Source organism: Streptomyces sp. NPDC031445, assembly GCF_055581365.1.
On sequence record NZ_JBVIJO010000001.1, the window covers coordinates 136653 to 154770 of the forward strand.

General features: G+C 72.1%; 19 protein-coding genes. 14 read left to right on the forward strand and 5 right to left on the reverse strand.

Annotated elements, in window-relative coordinates; genetic code table 11:
* Window positions 1-741 precede the first annotated feature (741 nt).
* From ACZ5DC_RS00555 to ACZ5DC_RS00565, 3 genes are read right to left on the reverse strand one after another with little or no spacing between them, the layout of a single operon-like run.
* Window positions 742-1125 (reverse strand): hypothetical protein, encoded by a 384-nt coding sequence (locus tag ACZ5DC_RS00555; protein WP_468647920.1) that lies wholly within the window; start codon window positions 1123-1125, stop codon window positions 742-744.
* Window positions 1126-1130: 5 nt separating this feature from the next.
* Entirely contained in the window at window positions 1131-2450 is a 1320-nt protein-coding gene (locus ACZ5DC_RS00560; RefSeq protein ID WP_468647922.1) for a D-arabinono-1,4-lactone oxidase, read from the reverse strand.
* Complete coding sequence (locus tag ACZ5DC_RS00565; protein WP_468647924.1) at window positions 2410-3648, reverse strand: MFS transporter; 1239 nt, start codon at window positions 3646-3648, stop codon at window positions 2410-2412. Before ACZ5DC_RS00565 ends, ACZ5DC_RS00560 begins: the two co-directional genes overlap by 41 nt.
* A gap of 172 nt (window positions 3649-3820) precedes the next feature.
* Here ACZ5DC_RS00565 and ACZ5DC_RS00570 point away from each other — a divergent pair, with 172 nt between their 5' ends.
* Window positions 3821-4948, forward strand: a complete 1128-nt coding sequence (locus ACZ5DC_RS00570; RefSeq protein WP_468647926.1) for a ferrochelatase — start codon at window positions 3821-3823, stop codon at window positions 4946-4948.
* Between the two features lie 8 nt (window positions 4949-4956).
* Complete coding sequence (locus ACZ5DC_RS00575; protein ID WP_468647928.1) at window positions 4957-5772, forward strand: inositol monophosphatase family protein; 816 nt, start codon at window positions 4957-4959, stop codon at window positions 5770-5772.
* Window positions 5773-5865: 93 nt separating this feature from the next.
* Here the strand turns inward: ACZ5DC_RS00575 and ACZ5DC_RS00580 are convergent, their stop codons facing one another.
* Complete coding sequence (locus tag ACZ5DC_RS00580) at window positions 5866-6039, reverse strand: hypothetical protein (RefSeq protein WP_171152145.1); 174 nt, start codon at window positions 6037-6039, stop codon at window positions 5866-5868.
* A gap of 425 nt (window positions 6040-6464) precedes the next feature.
* Here ACZ5DC_RS00580 and ACZ5DC_RS00585 point away from each other — a divergent pair, with 425 nt between their 5' ends.
* From ACZ5DC_RS00585 to ACZ5DC_RS00600, 4 genes are all read left to right on the forward strand, one after another.
* Window positions 6465-7118 carry a response regulator transcription factor gene (locus ACZ5DC_RS00585; RefSeq protein ID WP_130438183.1) on the forward strand — a complete coding sequence of 218 codons (654 nt, stop codon included), beginning with the start codon at window positions 6465-6467 and terminating at the stop codon, window positions 7116-7118.
* Window positions 7119-7123: 5 nt separating this feature from the next.
* On the forward strand, window positions 7124-8380 hold the full coding sequence (locus tag ACZ5DC_RS00590; RefSeq protein WP_468647931.1) for a sensor histidine kinase: 1257 nt from the start codon (window positions 7124-7126) through the stop codon (window positions 8378-8380).
* Window positions 8381-8773: 393 nt separating this feature from the next.
* The gene (locus tag ACZ5DC_RS00595) at window positions 8774-9070 is read left to right on the forward strand and encodes a DUF4193 domain-containing protein (RefSeq protein ID WP_171152140.1); all 297 of its coding nucleotides are present in this window, start codon (window positions 8774-8776) and stop codon (window positions 9068-9070) included.
* Between the two features lie 13 nt (window positions 9071-9083).
* Window positions 9084-9998, forward strand: a complete 915-nt coding sequence (locus ACZ5DC_RS00600; RefSeq protein WP_468647933.1) for a hypothetical protein — start codon at window positions 9084-9086, stop codon at window positions 9996-9998.
* A gap of 66 nt (window positions 9999-10064) precedes the next feature.
* Here the strand turns inward: ACZ5DC_RS00600 and ACZ5DC_RS00605 are convergent, their stop codons facing one another.
* Window positions 10065-10529, reverse strand: coding sequence for a DUF3093 domain-containing protein (locus ACZ5DC_RS00605; protein ID WP_468647935.1), 465 nt, complete (start codon window positions 10527-10529; stop codon window positions 10065-10067).
* Between the two features lie 112 nt (window positions 10530-10641).
* Between ACZ5DC_RS00605 and ACZ5DC_RS00610 the strand changes: the two genes are divergently transcribed.
* From ACZ5DC_RS00610 to ACZ5DC_RS00645, 8 genes are all read left to right on the forward strand, one after another.
* On the forward strand, window positions 10642-11226 hold the full coding sequence (locus ACZ5DC_RS00610; RefSeq protein WP_468647937.1) for a PaaI family thioesterase: 585 nt from the start codon (window positions 10642-10644) through the stop codon (window positions 11224-11226).
* Window positions 11223-11774, forward strand: a complete 552-nt coding sequence (gene dut / locus ACZ5DC_RS00615; protein ID WP_189814050.1) for a dUTP diphosphatase — start codon at window positions 11223-11225, stop codon at window positions 11772-11774. Before ACZ5DC_RS00610 ends, dut begins: the two co-directional genes overlap by 4 nt.
* 1 nt (window position 11775) lies before the next feature.
* Entirely contained in the window at window positions 11776-12537 is a 762-nt protein-coding gene (locus tag ACZ5DC_RS00620) for a DUF3710 domain-containing protein (RefSeq protein WP_366763642.1), read from the forward strand.
* Between the two features lie 187 nt (window positions 12538-12724).
* Entirely contained in the window at window positions 12725-13420 is a 696-nt protein-coding gene (locus ACZ5DC_RS00625; RefSeq protein ID WP_468647940.1) for an ABC transporter ATP-binding protein, read from the forward strand.
* Window positions 13421-13554: 134 nt separating this feature from the next.
* On the forward strand, window positions 13555-16113 hold the full coding sequence (locus ACZ5DC_RS00630) for an ATP-binding protein (RefSeq protein ID WP_468647942.1): 2559 nt from the start codon (window positions 13555-13557) through the stop codon (window positions 16111-16113).
* Entirely contained in the window at window positions 16107-16826 is a 720-nt protein-coding gene (locus tag ACZ5DC_RS00635; protein ID WP_468647944.1) for a response regulator, read from the forward strand. Before ACZ5DC_RS00630 ends, ACZ5DC_RS00635 begins: the two co-directional genes overlap by 7 nt.
* 79 nt (window positions 16827-16905) lie before the next feature.
* Entirely contained in the window at window positions 16906-17304 is a 399-nt protein-coding gene (locus ACZ5DC_RS00640) for an OB-fold nucleic acid binding domain-containing protein (protein ID WP_468647946.1), read from the forward strand.
* A 3-nt stretch (window positions 17305-17307) separates the two neighbouring features.
* Window positions 17308-18057, forward strand: a complete 750-nt coding sequence (locus tag ACZ5DC_RS00645; protein WP_468647948.1) for a DUF3159 domain-containing protein — start codon at window positions 17308-17310, stop codon at window positions 18055-18057.
* Window positions 18058-18118 lie beyond the last annotated feature (61 nt).

The following is an 18118-nucleotide window of genomic DNA, read 5'->3' on the forward strand; positions in this document are numbered from 1 at the left end:
GTGCAGCCTGCCACAACCTTGCCGAGTTGCCCGGCGTGTCGGGCACGGGCCCTGGACCGCCGTTATGGCACGGTTACCTGTTCGCAACGCTAAGTGACCAACCGCGTCACCCTGTGCAACTAGCCCCCTCCCGGCGATCCTGCAAGGCCGCGGGCACCCTGACGGGAGACCGGACCCAGGGCTCGCAACAGTACTCCATTCGGACCACGTGCGTGGATTGGCGCGCCGCCCAACTTCTGGCAAGGGGTGCGACTTGGCCGTCCGCAAGCGGTTTTGTGGATCATGAACGTGGCGAACTTCACGCAATCGCCAGAAACGGAACTAATGGTTTCGTTCGTACGTCCCTTTCTCGTGCGGTCGGCCGGCCAATGTCGGCAACTGCGGCAAGTGCTCCAAGAGGTGCGGGAAAGGCAGGCAAGTTCCGGGTATGCGTGAGACGCCCGATACGGGTCGGAAGCGGATCGACCTGAACGTCCCCCAGGTCGCGGGCAGCGCCCTCGCGGCGGTGGTGGCGGCCAAACTGGCCTCGTACTTCGGGGTGTACGGCACGATCCTCGGCGCCGGCGTCGTCAGCATCGTCGCCACCTGCGGCGGATCGGTCTTCCAGCACTTCTTCAAGCGGACCGGGGAGCAGCTCAGGGAGAAGACCGCGGTGGCGGCGCGGCCGCCGGAGGACCGGGGAGCGCGGGCACCTGGGAGGCGGACGTCCCTGCCGCCGGGCGAGTTCTCCGAGGGCACCGTCTACCGCGCGCGGGCCACGGGCCGCCGCCGGCCGCTGGCCGCCGCCGCCCTGGTCTTCGGGGTCACGCTGGCCGGCATCACGGCGTACGAGCTGGTCTCGGGGAACAGCTTCAGCGGCGGTACGGGCACGACGGTCAGCGACGCGGTCACCGGCCGGGGCTCCTCCGGCGCCGCGTCCGGCCGGACGCCGGCCCCTTCGCGCACCACCTCCCCGGAGCGCACGCCCTCCACCGGCGACGGCACGGGCCACGGCGCGTCCCCGGCGCCCGGCGGCTCACCCAGCGGCCGGCCGACCGGGCAGCCGGACGCCGGGCGGAGCGGGGAACCGGGCGGCGGCCCGGCGACTCCGGTCCCCACGCCCAGTGCCCCCAGCGCGTCCGCCACGACGCCTACGCCCCCAGAACCCTCCGCAGATAGTCGTTCTGGAACAGCCTCTCCGGGTCCAGACGGTCCCGCAGCGCCGTGAACTCGCCGAAGCGCGGGTACACCCGGGAGAAGTACTCCGCGTCCCGCGTGTGCACCTTGCCCCAGTGCGGGCGCCCCTCGTGCGCGGTGAAGATCCGCTCGGCGGCCGTGAAGTACGCCTGGTACGGCGTGCCCCGGAACATGTGGACGGCGATGTAGGCGCTGTCCCGGCCGGAGGCGGTGGACAGGGCGATGTCGTCGGCCGGCGCGGTGCGCACCTCGACCGGGAAACTGACGCGCAGCCCGGAGCGGTCCACCATGGCCTTCAGTTCGCGCAGCGTCTCCACCAGGGCCGCGCGCGGGACGGCGTACTCCATCTCCACGAAGCGCACCCGGCGCGGTGAGGTGTAGACCCGGTACGGGATGTCCGTGTACGTCCGCGCGGACAGGGCCCTGCTGGAGACCTGCGCGATCGCCGGAACGGTCGCCGGGACCGCGCGGCCGACCCACTGGGCCACCTGGAAGACGCCGTTGGAGAGGAACTCGTCCTCGAACCAGCCCGCGAGCCGGCCCACCGGCTGCTCGGGGCCCGCGCTGCGGTTGTTCCGCTTGGTGTTGGTGTTGCCGGTGTGCGGGAACCAGTAGAACTCGAAGTGTTCGTTCTCGGCCCACAGCTGGTCGAACTCGGCGAGGACCCGCTCGAAGGACATGGGTTCCTCGCGCGCGGTGAGCAGGAAGAGCGGCTCCACGGCGAAGGTGATCGCGCTGACGACGCCCAGGGCGCCGAGGCCGATGCGGGCCGCCGCGAAGACCTCCGGGTTCTCCTTCTCGGAACACGTGAGCACCGAGCCGTCGGCCGTGACCAGTTCCAGGGCCTTGATCTGGGCGGCGATGGAGCCCGACGTGCGGCCGGTGCCGTGGGTGCCCGTGCTGGTGGCCCCCGACACGGTCTGCTCCATGATGTCGCCCATGTTGGTGAGCGAGAGGCCCTCGCGCGCCAGGGCGGCGTTGAGTCTCTTGAGCGGGGTGCCCGCCTCCACCGTGACCGTCATGGACGCCCGGTCGATGGTGCGTATACCGGTCAACAGTTGAGGGCGTATCAACACACCGTCGGTCGCGGCGATCGAGGTGAAGGAGTGCCCGGTGCCGACCGCCTTCACCTTCAGGCCGTCTTCCCGGGCCCGGAGCACCGCACCGGCCAGCTCCTCCACGGAGGCCGGCGCGACCTGCCGGGCGGGCCGGGCGGAGACAGTGCCGCCCCAGTTACGCCAGGTGCCGTTCTTCCCGCTCGCTGTGCTGCTCAACGGTGCCTCCCCGACCCGCGGCCGGCCTGCGCAGCCGGCGGTACCCGAGGAAACCGACCGCGACCGCGACGGCCCCGGACACGGCCGGCACCCCGTACCCGGCCCGTGCCCCGGCCGCGTCGATCACCCAGCCGGCCACGGAGGAGCCGGCCGCGATGCCGACGGCGAGGCCGGTGCTCACCCAGGTCATGCCCTCGGTGAGCTGCGCGCGCGGTACGTGCTCTTCGATGAGGGACATCGTCGTGATCATCGTCGGTGCGATGGACAGCCCCGCCACGAACAGCGCCACGGCCAGAAGCGGCAGGTTTCCGACCAGTAGGAGGGGGATCATACTCACGGCCATCGCCGCCACGCCCAGCAACCAGCGTCGCTCGGCCGCACCGCTCAGGCGCAGCAGTCCGAAGACCACGCCGGCGACGCACGAACCGGCCGCGTACAGCGCCAGGACCAGGCTCGCGGCGCCCTTGTGGCCGCGCTCGTCGGCGAAGGCGACGGTGACCACGTCCACGGCTCCGAAGATCGCGCCGGTCGCCGCGAACGTCGCCACCAGCACCTGGAGCCCCGGCGCGCGCAGGGCGCTGCCGCCGCCCCGCCGCTCGCGCGGATGCGGTTCCGGCTCGGTGGCGCGCTGGGAGGTCAGCCACAGCACGCCGGCCAGCAGGAAGCAGGCGGCGAGCAGCGGGCCCGCCTCCGGGAACCAGGCCGTGGACAGGCCGATGGAGAGGATCGGCCCGAAGATGAAGCACACCTCGTCGACGACCGACTCGAACGAGTAGGCGGTGTGCAGCTTCGGGGTGCCCCGGTACAGCGCGGCCCAGCGGGCCCGGATCATCGCGCCCAGGCTCGGCACCGAGCCGATCCCGGCCGCGCAGACGAACAGTACCCAGTCCGGCCACCGGAAGTGGGCGGCGAGCAGCAGCCCGGCCGCCGCGAGCAGGGCCACCAGGGTCGCGGGGCGCAGCACCCGGCGCTGCCCGTGCCGGTCCACCAGCCGGGAGATCTGCGGGCCGATCGCCGCGGCGGACAACGCGACGGTGGCCGACAGGGCGCCCGCCAGGCCGTAGCGCCCGGTGAGCTGGGAGACCATCGTGACGACGCCGATGCCCATCATCGACAACGGCATCCGCCCGATGAATCCCGCGGCGGAGAAGGCCTTGGTGCCGGGCTCGGCGAACAAGGCTCTGTAGGGGCTGGGCACGTGGTCTCCGAAGCGGATCAGTAAGGCGCGAATGCGGCTCATACAGCTTACGAGTTAGGGCAACCTAATCGCACCCGATATGACCGGTGGACAAATAGCACCGAATCGACCGGTAGCCGACTCTTCGCCCCGCTGTTTCCCCGCTGTCGGCGCCTGGTGGGAGGATCGACCCATGCCAGACGCGCTCGATCCCACCCCGTACGACGCCCTGCTCCTGCTCTCCTTCGGCGGCCCCGAAGGCCCGGACGACGTGGTCCCGTTCCTGGAGAACGTCACGCGCGGGCGCGGTATCCCCAAGGAACGTCTCAAGGAGGTCGGGCAGCACTACTTCCTGTTCGGCGGGGTCAGCCCCATCAACGCCCAGAACCGCGCCCTGCTGGACGCCCTGCGCAAGGACTTCGCCGACCACGGCCTGGACCTGCCGGTCTACTGGGGCAACCGCAACTGGGCGCCGTACCTGACGGACACCCTGCGCGAGATGGCCGCCGACGGCCGTCGCCGCATCCTGGTCCTCGCCACCAGCGCCTACGCCTCCTACTCGGGCTGCCGCCAGTACCGGGAGAACCTCGCCGACGCGCTGGCCGCCCTGGAGGCCGAGGGCACGGAGCTGCCGAGGATCGACAAGCTGCGGCACTACTTCAACCACCCCGGCTTCGTCGAACCCATGATCGACGGTGTGCTGCGCTCCCTCGCCGACCTCCCCGAGGACGTCCGGGCGGGTGCCCACATCGCCTTCACCACCCACTCCATCCCGACCTCCGCCGCCGACACCTCCGGCCCCGTCGAGGCCCACGGCGAGGGCGGCGCCTACGTCGAGCAGCACCTGGACGTGGCCCGGCTGATCGCCGACGCCGTCCGCGAGCGCACCGGCGCCGACCACCCCTGGCGGCTCGTCTACCAGTCCCGCTCCGGCGCCCCGCACATCCCCTGGCTGGAGCCGGACATCTGCGACCACCTGGAGGAGCGGCACGCCGCCGGTGTCCCGGCCGTCGTCATGGCCCCCATCGGCTTCGTCTCCGATCACATGGAGGTCCTCTACGACCTCGACACCGAGGCGACGGCCAAGGCCGCGGAGCTGGGCCTGCCGGTGCGCCGCTCGGCCACCGTGGGCGCCGACCCGCGGTTCGCCGCCGCCGTCCGCGAGCTGATCGTGGAGCGCGCCGCCGTGGAACGCGGCCAGGAGACCGCCCCCTGCGCCCTGGGCGCGCTCGGCCCCAGCCACCACGTCTGCCCGGTCGGCTGCTGCCCGGCCCGCGCCCCGCGCCCCGCCGCCGCGGGCGCCGACAGCCCCTACGCGTGAGGAGACCCGTGACCGACGCCCTGCACCGGGACCTGCTCGAACTGGCCCAGGAGGCCGCCCGCCGCGCCGGAGCGCTGCTGCGCGACGGCCGCCCCGCCGACCTGGCCGTGGCGAAGACCAAGTCCAGCCCCATCGACGTCGTCACCGAGATGGACATCGCGGCGGAGAAGCTGATCACCGATCTGATCTCCGGGCAGCGCCCCGACGACGGCTTCCTCGGCGAGGAGGGAGCCTCCGTCGAGGGCACGAGCGGCATCCGCTGGGTGATCGACCCGCTGGACGGCACCGTCAACTACCTGTACGGCCTGCCGACCTGGGCGGTGTCCATCGCCGCCGAGCAGGACGGCGAGACCGTCGCTGGGGTCGTCGCCGCTCCGATGCGCGGCGAGACGTACCACGCGGTGCGCGGCGGCGGCGCGTGGGCCACGGGCGCGTGGCAGGGCGAGCGGGCGCTCGCCTGCCGGCCCGCGCCCCCGCTGGACCAGGCCCTGGTCTCCACCGGCTTCAACTACGTCACCGAGGTCCGCGCCCACCAGGCCGGGATCGCCGCCCGGCTGATCCCCCTCCTGCGGGACATCCGGCGCGGCGGTTCGGCGGCGATCGACCTGTGCGACGTGGCCTGCGGCCGGCTCGACGGGTACTACGAGCGGGGGCTCAACGCGTGGGACTTCGCGGCGGGCGACCTGATCGCCCGGGAGGCCGGTGCGCTGACCGGTGGACGGCCCGGTGAGCGGCCGTCGCGGGATCTGACCGTGGCCGGGTCGCCGGGCGTCTTCGAGCCCCTCCAGCGGCTGCTGGAGGACTTCGGCGCCTGGCACGACTGACCCGGGGCCGAGCGGGCACACGGTCGAGCGGGCACACGAAGGGACCCCGGCGCTGGATTCGCCGGGGTCCCCTCGCGTGCCCTGCCGGGCCGTTCAGACGCGTGACGCGCCGACCTCCACACCGTGTTCGGCGGCGAGGCGTCGCAGGTCTTCGAGCTCTGCCTGCTCCACCTCGGCGAGGAAGTCGTCGCCCTCGTCACGAGCCCGAGACAGGTCGGACTCGGTCGCCCTTATGCGCTGCAGAAGTCCTGCGGTGAAAGCGTCCATGCTGCGCCCCCTCGTCCAGGGTCGTGGGTCGGTGGCACGGGGGTGTGCCGTTCAGAAGGGGCGATCACGTCTCTCGCGGGTGCCCAGCGCTGCCCGGGCTGGGCGGCGACGGTGCCGGACATCCGCGCCCGCTCTGCGAAGCGGAGGCCGAAGTACCGCATGGTGCTGCGGCACATGCAGAGCGTGATCGCGGGGTGTAAAGCCGTCCTCCCCCCACTCCCCTCTGGAGAAACCTCAACCTGAGGAGAAAATCTCGTATTCCCGCCCCGCACCTCCGTTCCCGGGGTCCGGTCCAGCGGTCCGGACACCGCCTTACAGCCGACTTATGGCCGAAAAGGGCAGGATGGGGGTCACATCCACGGACACCCCTGCCCGCACGCGCCCGCGGCGCGTCCTCGCGGGTGGACACAGGAAGGACAAGCGACGTGCGCGTACTCGTCGTCGAGGACGAGCAGCTGCTCGCCGATGCGGTGGCCACCGGACTGCGCCGGGAGGCCATGGCCGTCGACGTCGTGTACGACGGTGCGGCCGCCCTGGAACGCATCGGCGTCAACGACTACGACGTGGTCGTCCTCGACCGCGACCTCCCGCTCGTTCACGGCGACGACGTCTGCCGCAAGATCGTCGAGCTGGGCATGGCCACGCGCGTGCTCATGCTCACCGCCTCCGGCGACGTCAGCGACCGCGTCGAGGGCCTGGAGATCGGCGCCGACGACTACCTGCCCAAGCCGTTCGCGTTCAGCGAGCTGATCGCGCGCGTCCGTGCCCTCGGCCGCCGGACCAGCGTGCCGCTGCCGCCGGTCCTGGAGCGCGCCGGCATCAAGCTCGACCCCAACCGCCGGGAGGTCTTCCGCGACGGCAAGGAGGTCCAGCTCGCGCCCAAGGAGTTCGCGGTGCTGGAGGTGCTGATGCGCAGCGAGGGCGCGGTCGTCTCGGCGGAACAGCTGCTGGAGAAGGCCTGGGACGAGAACACCGACCCGTTCACCAACGTGGTGCGCGTGACGGTGATGACCCTGCGCCGCAAGCTGGGCGAGCCGCCCGTCATCGTCACCGTCCCCGGCTCCGGCTACCGGATCTGATCCCCGTGGCCACGACACCCGCACCGCCCCAGGCGCCCCCGAAGCCCACCTGGGACCCCAGAAGGCCGCAGCCGCCCTTCCCGTGGCTGCGCCCCACCATCCGCATACGGCTGACACTGCTCTACGGCGGCATGTTCCTGATCGCCGGCATCCTGCTGCTGTCGATCATCTATCTGCTGGCCGCACAGGCGATCAGCACCGGCAACCAGCCGCTGTTCAAGATCGTCAGCGGTTCGGCGATCAAGGTCACCAGCGACAACTGCCCCGCGGTCACCGCGATCAACTCCGGGCCGGTGCCGCTGTCGGACTTCAACGACGCCATCGCCCACTGCGTGGACCAGCAGCGCCAGGCGGCCCTGGACAACCTGCTCAGCCGCTCCCTGCTGGCGCTCCTGGGCCTCGCCGTGATCGCCTTCGCGTTCGGGTACGCGATGGCGGGCCGTGTGCTCTCCCCGCTCGGCCGGATCACCCGTACCGCCCGCCAGGTCGCCGGCTCGGACCTCTCCCGCCGGATCGAGCTGGACGGCCCGGACGACGAGCTGAAGGAGCTGGCCGACACCTTCGACGACATGCTGGAGCGGCTGGAGCGGGCCTTCACCGCCCAGCAGCGCTTCGTCGGCAACGCCTCGCACGAACTGCGCACCCCGCTCGCGATCAACCGCACGCTCCTCGAAGTGCACCTGTCGGACCCGAACGCGCCGGTGGAACTCCAGCAGCTCGGCAAGACCCTGCTCGCCACCAACGAGCGCAGCGAACAGCTGGTCGAGGGGCTGCTGCTGCTCGCCCGCAGTGACAACCAGATCGTCGAGCGCAAACCGGTCGACCTGGCCGAGGTCGCCACGCAGGCCGTCGACCAGGTGCACGCCGAGGCCGATGCCAAGGGCGTGAAGATCCGCGGCGAGCGCAAGCCCGCCGTGGTCCAGGGCAACGGCGTGCTGCTGGAACGGATCGCGCTGAACCTCGTCCAGAACGCCGTGCGGTACAACGTGCCGGAGGACGGCTGGGTCGAGGTGGACACGGAGATCGAGCACGGGCAGGCCGTGCTGACCGTCACGAACACCGGGCCGGTCGTGCCGGCGTACGAGATCGACAACCTCTTCGAGCCCTTCCGGCGGTTGCGTACCGAGCGGACGGGCAGTGACAAGGGGGTGGGTCTCGGCCTGTCCATCGCACGGTCCGTGGCCCGTGCGCACGGCGGTCACATCCTGGCCCGGCCACGGGAGGGCGGTGGTCTGGTGATGCGCGTCACGCTGCCCCTGTGATCAGGCACGACACACGCGGGGGATGTTCGCTCCGCGCGGAAATTTCTGACCGTCGTCCATGGTTCTTCCTGTGTGATCGATCACATGGGCGGATTTCCGGCCATGTACGCACAGTGATCATGACAGAAGGTGGAAAGCCGGGAAAGTCCGGGTTTTCAGGGCTCTTGATCACGGGAAGTACACGGTGAGGCGCCTTTGAGGTGCGGCATTCGAACCGTGTACGGTCCTCACCGCCATCCAAGCCGATCACTCTTGAGGGGTCGGGTTGGGTGTCGATTGAGTAACAGACCTTGATGTGAGGCAAAATCTCCGCCTCAGGTCGGGCACAAGTCCGGCCTCTCACGCGTTACGTGCGCTGGAGACACCGCAGACACCCAGAGGGGGAGAGCGACTATGGCAACCGATTACGACACTCCACGCAAGACCGACGACGACGTCGACTCGGACAGCCTTGAAGAGCTGAAGGCCCGGCGGAACGACAAGTCCACCTCGGCGGTGGACGTCGACGAGTTCGAGGCCGCCGAGGGCCTCGAACTGCCCGGCGCCGACCTCTCGAACGAGGAGCTGGCCGTCCGGGTGCTGCCGAAGCAGCAGGACGAGTTCACCTGCTCCAGCTGCTTCCTGGTGCACCACCGCAGCCAGCTGGCCAGGGAGAAGAACGGCCAGCCGATCTGCCGCGACTGCGACTGAGGACGGGTCGGCCGTGTCTGGCTCGACCCCTCCCCGGAAGCGCCGCTTCTCCCTGCGGAAAGCGGACCAAGGGCCGATCGGCGGCCCGCACGGCGCGCGTGACGGCGAGCGGGGCTCACCCCTGGCGGGAGCCCCGCTCGAACCGGAAGCCGGCCGGGAGGACTCGCCCGCGCCGGCGCAGCACCCCGCACCCGTCGCCCGGCGGCGGGCGGCGGTCGTCCGCGACAAGGCCCGGGACATGGCCCGGGAAGGCGCCCGCAAGGGCGGCAGCCGGGCTCGCGCGGGCCTGGCGTACCTCGCGGACCGGATCATCGAGATCGCCCCGCGCATCCCCGTACGCGACCTCGCGACCCTGCGCGGGCAGTTCCCCGGCCTCGGACCCGAGGAGCTGGCCGACAAACTGGTGGCGGGCGCGGCGGCCGGCACCTCGACGGTCGGAGCCGGGATCGGGGCCGCGGCCATGCTGCCGGTGCCGCCGGCCATGCCGACCGAACTGGCCGCGGAGATCACCGGGGTCGCCGCGATCGAGCTGAAGCTCATCGCCGAACTCCACGAGGTCTACGGCGTACGCCCGCCCGGGAACCTCAAGACCCGCTCCGCCGCGTATCTGTCCTCCTGGTCGGGGGAACGCGGCATCGACGTGCTGAAGCCGTCGACGTACGACACGGCCATGGGCGGCCATATGAAGCGCCGCATGCGCCAGCAGATCATGAAGCGGATGGTCCGCGACCTGCCCAACCTGATGCCGTTCATGGTCGGCGCCGCGGTCGGGGCGGTCATGAACCGCCGGGACACCAGGAGACTGGCGGCCCGCATCCAGGCCGACCTGCGCAAGATCCAGGTGCCCTGGGACGAACTGCCGGAACTGCCGCCGCTGGAGAAGCCGGTGGAACCGCTGGACCTGCGCGACCTGCCCGACGGACCCTAGGGCCTGTCCCCGGCGCCGGAGCCCGCTCCTGTCCGGCCCGGTCCGGGCTGATCCAAACGAAAGACCCTAGGCGTGCGCCGTGCGCGCCGCCGCGATCGCCGCGGCCAGCTTCTCCGGCTCCCGCGTCGACAGGTACAGGTACGGCGTCGGGTCCTCAGGGTCCGTGACCTCCACGCGCAGCGCCGTCGGGATGTAGGCGCGCAGCAGCAGGAACGCCCGGGTGTCGGCCTTGTACGTCCGCCAGGCGCGGGCCTCCTCCGCGTCCATGATCTGTGCCTCGCCCAGCGCCGCCACCGGGATCTTCGCCTCGCCCGCGATCAGCGAGTCCCCCACGACCCGGATGCGCGGGGAGCCGTAGGCGCTGGCCACCACCGCCGCCGCGGCCGTGCCGCCGACCAGTCCGCCGAGCAGCGGCAGCGTGCCGAAGGGCAGCAGTATCAGGGCGAACGAGACGCCCACCAGGAAGCTGATCAGCCACCACGAGCGGGGGGCGGTGAGGCGTTCTTCGTACGGGGTGGCGGAGAGCTGCATGCAGCCAAGCTTGGCACCGGATCCGCACAGCGCCGGAGCCGGGGCGTTCGGCGCGGGGCGCTGTCGTGCGGGGCGGTGGCGGGTGACGGGCGGCCGGGTAAGGTCTGCGGCTGTGAGTGGTAGTTCCGCAGCTCTTCAGCCCCCTGCCGACGCGGTGAAACCGGTACGGCACCCCGACGCGCCCGCGCCCGGGGAACTCCTCGGCGCCCACTACGAACACTGTTTCGGGTGCGGTCCCGGACAGCCGCACGGACTGCACCTGGAGGCCCGGGCCGGCGAGGGAGTCTCGCTGACCGCCGAGTTCACCGTGCAGCCCGCCCACCAGGGCGCCCCGGGCCTCGCGCACGGCGGAGTGCTCGCCACGGCCCTGGACGAGACCCTCGGCTCGCTGAACTGGCTGCTGCGCACCATCGCCGTCACCGGACGGCTGGAGACCGACTTCGTGCGGCCCGTGCCCGTCGGCACCACGCTGTACCTGGAGGCCGAGGTCACCGCCGTCGCCGGGCGGAAGATCTACTGCACGGCCACCGGGCGCCTCGGCGGCCCCGGCGGAGCACTCGCCGTGCGCGCCGACGCCCTCTTCATCGAGGTCAAGGTCGACCACTTCATCGACCACGGCCGCGAGGAGGAGATCCGGGCCGCGATGAACGACCCGGACCAGATCCGGCGCACCCGCGCCTTCGAGGTGAACCCGTGAGCCGAGACCCGCTGAACGTCCTGATCCGGCGCGTCGACGCGGACGTACCGCTTCCGGCGTACGAGCACCCCGGGGACGCCGGGGCCGATCTGCGCACCACCGAGGCGTGCGAGCTGGCGCCCGGAGAACGGGCCGTCCTGCCCACGGGTGTGTCGATCGCCCTGCCCGAGGGGTACGCGGCCTTCGTGCATCCGCGTTCCGGTCTCGCCGCCCGCTGCGGTGTCGCCCTCGTGAATGCCCCGGGGACGGTTGATGCCGGGTACCGTGGGGAGATCAAGGTGATCGTGGTGAATCTCGACCCGCGCGAGAGCGTGCGGTTCGAGCGCTTCGACCGGATTGCCCAACTGGTCGTCCAGCAGGTCGAGAGGGTCCGCTTCCAGGAGGTCGCGGAACTTCCCGGCTCCGCGCGGGCCGAAGGGGGCTTCGGGTCCACCGGTGGCCATGCCGCGGTGGGCGGCGAGAGCGGCACAAGCGGTCAGGCCGCCGAGGGCGGTCCGACGGGTGGGAATCGATACGCTTCGGTCGTATCCGACCGGGAAGGACAGTGACGTGTTCGGACGTCGCAAGAAGAAGGGTGCCGCCGAGGACGCGGCCGGCGAGGCCGAGCAGGTCGTCGACAGCGTCGACACCGAGGCGGACGAGGTGGAGGCCGAGCGCGAGCGCGTCCGGCTGGAGCCCGGGCCCAGGCCCGACGGGCCGTGGGACAGCAGCGAGGTGCGCGACCCGGCCGAGGGCCGCGTGGACCTCGGCGGTCTGTTCGTACCGGGCGTCGACGGCATGGAGCTGCGGGTCGAGGTCGCCGGGGACGCCATCGTCGCCGCGACCGTCGTGCTGCGCGACAGCGCCGTCCAGCTCCAGGCGTTCGCCGCGCCCAAGCGCGAGGGCATCTGGGGCGAGGTCCGCGAAGAGATCGCGTCCGGCATCACCCAGCAGGGTGGCATCGTCGACGAGGTCGAGGGCCCGCTCGGGTGGGAGCTGCGCGCCCAGGTTCCGGTGCAGCTGCCCGACGGCACCGGCGGCTTCCAGGTCGTCCGGTTCGTCGGCGTGGACGGCCCGCGGTGGTTCCTGCGCGGGGTGATCTCCGGCCAGGGCGCGGTGCAGCCGCAGGCGGCCGGGCTGCTGGAGCAGATCTTCCGGGACACCGTCGTGGTCCGCGGCGAGGGCCCGATGGCCCCGCGCGACCCGATCGTCCTCAAGCTGCCCAACGACGCGCAGATGGTTCCCGAGGGGGTCCAGCAGGAGGAGGGCTCGCGGTTCTCCGGGGGGATGGGGCAGTTGCAGCGGGGCCCCGAGATCACCGAGGTCCGCTGACGGCTTCGGCAGCGATACACGGGCCGTGCCCCTCGGGGGTGCGGCCCGCTTTGTGCGCGGTCGCGCCGTCGGGGTGCCTGGCCGTGACCGGCGCGGGTCCGCCGTGGTCGCTCGCGCGGGTCCCCGCGCCCCTTCCGGGGCGCCGTCCCCTCCGGTGATACTGGCGGCCGGTCGATGGGGGAGGGGCATGAGCGGTCAGGTCGTCACCGAGACCATGGTGCGGGTCGAGGGCGTGCACAAGTCGTACGGCGCGGGGGCCGCCGCCGTGCACGCGTTGCGCGGGGTGTCCTTCGAGGTGCCCCGCGGGGAACTCGTGGCCCTCAAGGGGCGGTCGGGGTCCGGAAAGACCACCTTGCTGAACATCGTCGGCGGGCTGGACACGCCCGACCGCGGCCGGGTGGAGGTCGAGGGGCGGGACCTCGCCCGGCTCGGCGAGAGCGAGCTGCTGCGGCTGCGGCGGGACCGGGTCGGGTTCGTGTTCCAGTCCTTCGGGCTCATCCCGATCCTGAGCGCCGCCGAGAACGTCGGCGTGCCGCTGCGGCTGCGCCGGGCCGACCCGCGCGAGCGCGAGGAGCGGGTCGGACTGCTGCTCTCCCTGGTGGGGCTCGCCGGGCACGCGGCCCAGCGGCCCGGTGAGCTGTCCGGCGGCCAGCAGCAGCGGGTCGCCATCGCCCGCGCCCTCGCCAACCGGCCCGCCCTGCTCATCGCGGACGAGCCCACCGGCCAGCTCGACGCCGAGACCGGGCACGCCGTCATGGAGCTGCTGCGGACCGTCGTCCGCAACGAGAGGGTCACGGCGCTGGTCGCCACGCACGACGCGACCCTGCTGGACCTGGCCGACCGGGTGCTGGAACTGCGCGACGGGGAGATAACCGAGCACTGAGCCGCGCCGCCCGGCGGGGCCATCAGGGTTGCGTCAAAGTTGCGGGCCGCTCCCGCTCCCCGTCCCGTTCGCCGTGGTCGTGGGCCGTAGGGTCGACGCTGCGTAAGCGACAGGCACGGGAAGACAATGGGGCCATGGCACGCGGCAAGCTTCGGATCTACCTCGGTGCGGCACCGGGCGTGGGCAAGACCTACGCGATGCTCGCCGAGGCGCACCGCCGGGTCGAGCGGGGCACCGACTGCGTGGTCGCGCTCGTGGAGAGCCACGGCCGGCCGCGCACCGAGGTGATGCTGCACGGCCTGGAGCAGGTGCCGCGCAGACGGCTGGAGTACCGGGATGCCGTCTTCGGCGAGATGGACGTCGAGGCCGTGCTGCGCCGGGCGCCCGCCGTCGCCCTCGTGGACGAGCTGGCCCACACCAACGTCCCCGGCTCCCGCAACGCCAAGCGCTGGCAGGACGTGGAGGAACTGCTGGCCGCCGGCATCGACGTGGTCTCCACCGTCAACATCCAGCACCTGGAGTCACTCGGCGACGTGGTCGAGTCGATCACCGGGGTGCGGCAGCGGGAGACCGTCCCGGACGAGGTCGTACGGCGGGCCGACGACATCGAGCTGGTCGACATGTCCCCGCAGGCCCTGCGCCGCCGCATGGCCCACGGCAACATCTACCAGCCGGACAAGGTCGACGCGGCCCTGTCCAACTACTTCCGCCCCGGCAACCTCACCGCCCTGCGCGAGCTGGCGCTGCTGTGGGTGGCCGACCGGGTCGACGCGTACCTGAACGCCTACCGCAGCGAGCACCGGGTCTCGGCGATATGGGGCTCCCGGGAGCGCATCGTGGTGGGCCTGACCGGCGGTCCCGAGGGCCGCACCCTGATCCGCCGGGCCACCCGGCTCGCCGAGAAGGGCGCCGGCGGCGAGGTCATGGCCGTCTACATCGCGCGCAGCGACGGGCTGTCCTCGGCCTCCCCGAAGGAACTGGCCGTCCAGCGCACCCTGGTCGAGGACCTCGGCGGAACGTTCCACCAGGTGGTCGGCGACGACGTCCCGGCCGCCCTGCTCGACTTCGCGCGCGGGGTGAACGCCACCCAGATCGTGCTCGGCTCCTCCCGCCGCAAGGCCTGGCAGTACGTCTTCGGGCCCGGCGTCGGCGCCACGGTCGCCCGGGACTCGGGCCCCGACCTGGACGTGCACATCGTCACCCACGAAGAGGTCGCCAAGGGGCGGGGACTGCCCGTGGCCCGGGGCGGCCGGCTCGGGCGGGGTCGGATCATCTGGGGCTGGGCGGTCGGCCTGGCCGGTCCCGCGATCCTCGCGGTGCTGCTGAACACCGTCGACCTCGGCCTCGCCAACGACATGCTGCTGTTCCTGGCCGTCACCGTCGCGGCGGCCCTGCTCGGCGGCCTGCTGCCCGCGCTGGCCTCGGCGGCCTTCGGCTCGCTGCTGCTGAACTACTTCTACACCCCGCCGCTGCACCGGCTGACCGTCGCCGACCCCAAGAACATCGTCGCCATCGCGATCTTCTTCGGGGTGGGGATGGCGGTCGCCTCGGTGGTCGACCTCGCCGCCCGGCGCACCCACCAGGCCGCCCGGCTGCGCGCCGAGTCCGAGATCCTCTCCTTCCTCGCGGGGAACGTGCTGCGGGGCGAGACAAGCCTGGAGGAGCTGCTGGAACGGGTCCGCGAGACCTTCGCCATGGAGTCGGCCGCCCTGCTGGAACGCGCGAGCGACGTGGCGCCCTGGACCTGCGCGGGCCGCGCCGGCTTCGGGCCGCCGCTGGAGCGCCCCGAGGACGCCGACGTCGACGTGCCCGTCGGCGACCACATGGCACTGGCGCTCACCGGCCGGGTGCTGCCCGCGGCGGACCGCCGGGTGCTTGCCGCGTTCGCCGCCCAGGCCGCCGTCGTGCTCGACCGCAGGCGCCTGAAGGAGGAGGCCGAACAGGCCCGCACGCTCGCCGAGGGCAACCGCATCCGCACCGCCCTGCTGGCCGCCGTCAGCCACGACCTGCGCACCCCGCTGGCCGGCATCAAGGCCGCCGTGTCCTCCCTGCGCTCCGACGACGTCGCCTGGTCCGAGGAGGACCAGGCGGAGCTGCTGGAGGGCATCGAGGAGGGCGCCGACCGGCTCGACCACCTCGTGGGCAACCTCCTGGACATGTCCCGCCTCCAGACGGGCACGGTCACCCCGCTGATCCGCGAGATCGACGTCGACGAGGTCGTACCGATGGCCCTGGGCGGCGTACCCGAGGACAGCGTGGACCTCGACGTGCCCGAGACGCTGCCCATGGTCGCCGTCGACCCCGGGCTGCTGGAGCGGTCGGTGGCCAACCTGGTGGAGAACGCCGTCAAGTACAGCCCGCCCGGACGGCCCGTGCTGGTGGCCGCGAGCGCCATCGCCGACCGGGTGGAGGTGCGCGTGGTGGACCGCGGCCCGGGCGTCCCGGACGAGGCCAAGGACCGCATCTTCGAGCCCTTCCAGCGGTACGGTGACGCCCCGCGCGGTGCCGGCGTGGGACTCGGTCTCGCGGTCGCCCGGGGCTTCGCCGAGGCCATGGGCGGCACCCTCACCGCCGAGGACACGCCGGGCGGCGGGCTCACCATGGTGCTGAGCCTGCGCGCGGCAGGATCGCGCCCCGAGCCGCTCCCCGCCGGGGAGTCCCGTACCGAACCGGAAAGGCAGGCCACATGGTGAGCCCGGCTGGGGGGAGCCCCCAGACCCCCGTGAGGGTGCTCGTGGTCGACGACGAGCCGCAGATCGTGCGCGCCCTCGTGATCAACCTCAAGGCGCGCAAGTACGAGGTCGACGCGGCCGCCGACGGCAGGACCGCGCTCGAACTCGCCGCCTCCCGCCACCCCGACGTGGTCGTCCTGGACCTGGGGCTGCCCGACATGGACGGCGTCGAGGTGATCAGGGGGCTGCGCGGCTGGACCCGGGTGCCGATCCTGGTGCTGTCCGCCCGCCACTCCTCCGACGAGAAGGTTCAGGCGCTGGACGCGGGCGCCGACGACTACGTGACCAAGCCGTTCGGCATGGACGAGCTGCTGGCCCGGCTGCGGGCCGCCGTCCGCCGGGCCGAGCCGGCCGGGCCGGGCGAGGACGACGTGACGACCGTGGAGACCGAGGGCTTCACCGTCGACCTCGCCGCCAAGAAGGTCAACCGGGGCGGCAGGGACGTGCGGCTCACCCCGACCGAGTGGCACCTGCTGGAGGTGCTGGTCCGCAACACCGGCCGGCTGGTCAGCCAGAAACAGCTGCTCCAGGAGGTGTGGGGGCCGTCGTACGGGACCGAGAGCAACTACCTGCGGGTGTACATGGCCCAGCTGCGCCGGAAGCTGGAGTCGGATCCGTCGCACCCGAAGCACTTCATCACCGAGCCGGGGATGGGCTACCGGTTCGAGACGTGAGCCGCTCCGCGGGAAGGAGGCGCGCTGCGGACGTGAGCTGCGCTACGGCCGTGTCGGCGCACCCCGGTACGCTTCAGGTATGACTGCTGTTCCTCGTTCGGAAAAGCCGGCCGGCCGGTTCCGGCGCATGCTCGACCGGCTCTCCTCGTCGCAGGAGGACCTGGAGTCCGAGGAGCTGCGCGAGGACGCGGAGACGGCCGGGTGCACCAGGATCGGCGACTGTCACGACCGGCAGATCGTCACCGTAACTGGTACCTTGCGCACGGTCACCCTGCGCCCGCGTGCCGGAGTCCCGGCCCTGGAGGCCGAGCTGTTCGACGGCACCGCCGCGCTGGACGTGGTGTGGCTCGGCAGGCGCTCCATCGTGGGGATAGAACCGGGGCGCAAGCTGATCGCATCGGGCCGGATCTCGATGAGCCGGGGCCGCCGGGTGCTGTTCAACCCGAAATACGAACTGCGACCCCTCGGACGGGAGTAGCCGGTGACGTCCCTCGACAAGCCGACCCAAGACACCGACCAGACTCAGCCCGACGCCCGCGCGGTGACCGAGGCGGCGCTGTTCGAGGCCTTCGGCGGGGTCCGCGGCATGGTCGAGACGGTCCTGCCGGGCCTGCTCTTCGTCGCGATCTTCACGGTCAACAAGAACCTGCACATGGCGGCGATCGCCGCGCTGGCCCTGTCGCTTATCCTGGTCGTCGTCCGGCTGGCGATGAAGGACACCGTCAAGCACGCCTTCAGCGGTGTCTTCGGCGTGGCCTTCGGCGTCGTGTTCGCGATGTTCACCGGCAACGCCAAGGACTTCTACCTCCCCGGCATGCTCTACACGCTGGGCCTGGCGCTGGCGTACATCATCACGACGCTGGCCGGTGTGCCCCTGATCGGCCTCATCCTCGGCCCGGTCTTCAAGGAGAACCTCTCCTGGCGCACCCGCAACCCCGGCCGCAAGAAGGCGTACGCCAAGGCCAGCTGGGCCTGGGGCCTGATCCTGCTCGCCAAGTGCGCGATCCTCTTCCCGCTGTACTGGTGGGCCGACACCGCGCAGCTCGGCTGGGTCCTGGTCATCCTCAAGATCCCGCCGTTCCTGCTGGCGGTGTGGCTGACCTGGGTCTTCCTCGCCAAGGCGCCCGCGCCGATCGACGTGTTCGCGGAGATGGAGGCGGAGGAGAAGGCGGCCGAGGAGAGGAAGGCCGCCGCCGAGGCGGCCGGCGGCCGGCACCGCCGGGAGGACTGAGCGGGCCGCGGAGGGGCCGGGCGGACCCCGCCGGGAGCCTCAGCGGATCCACGACGACGAG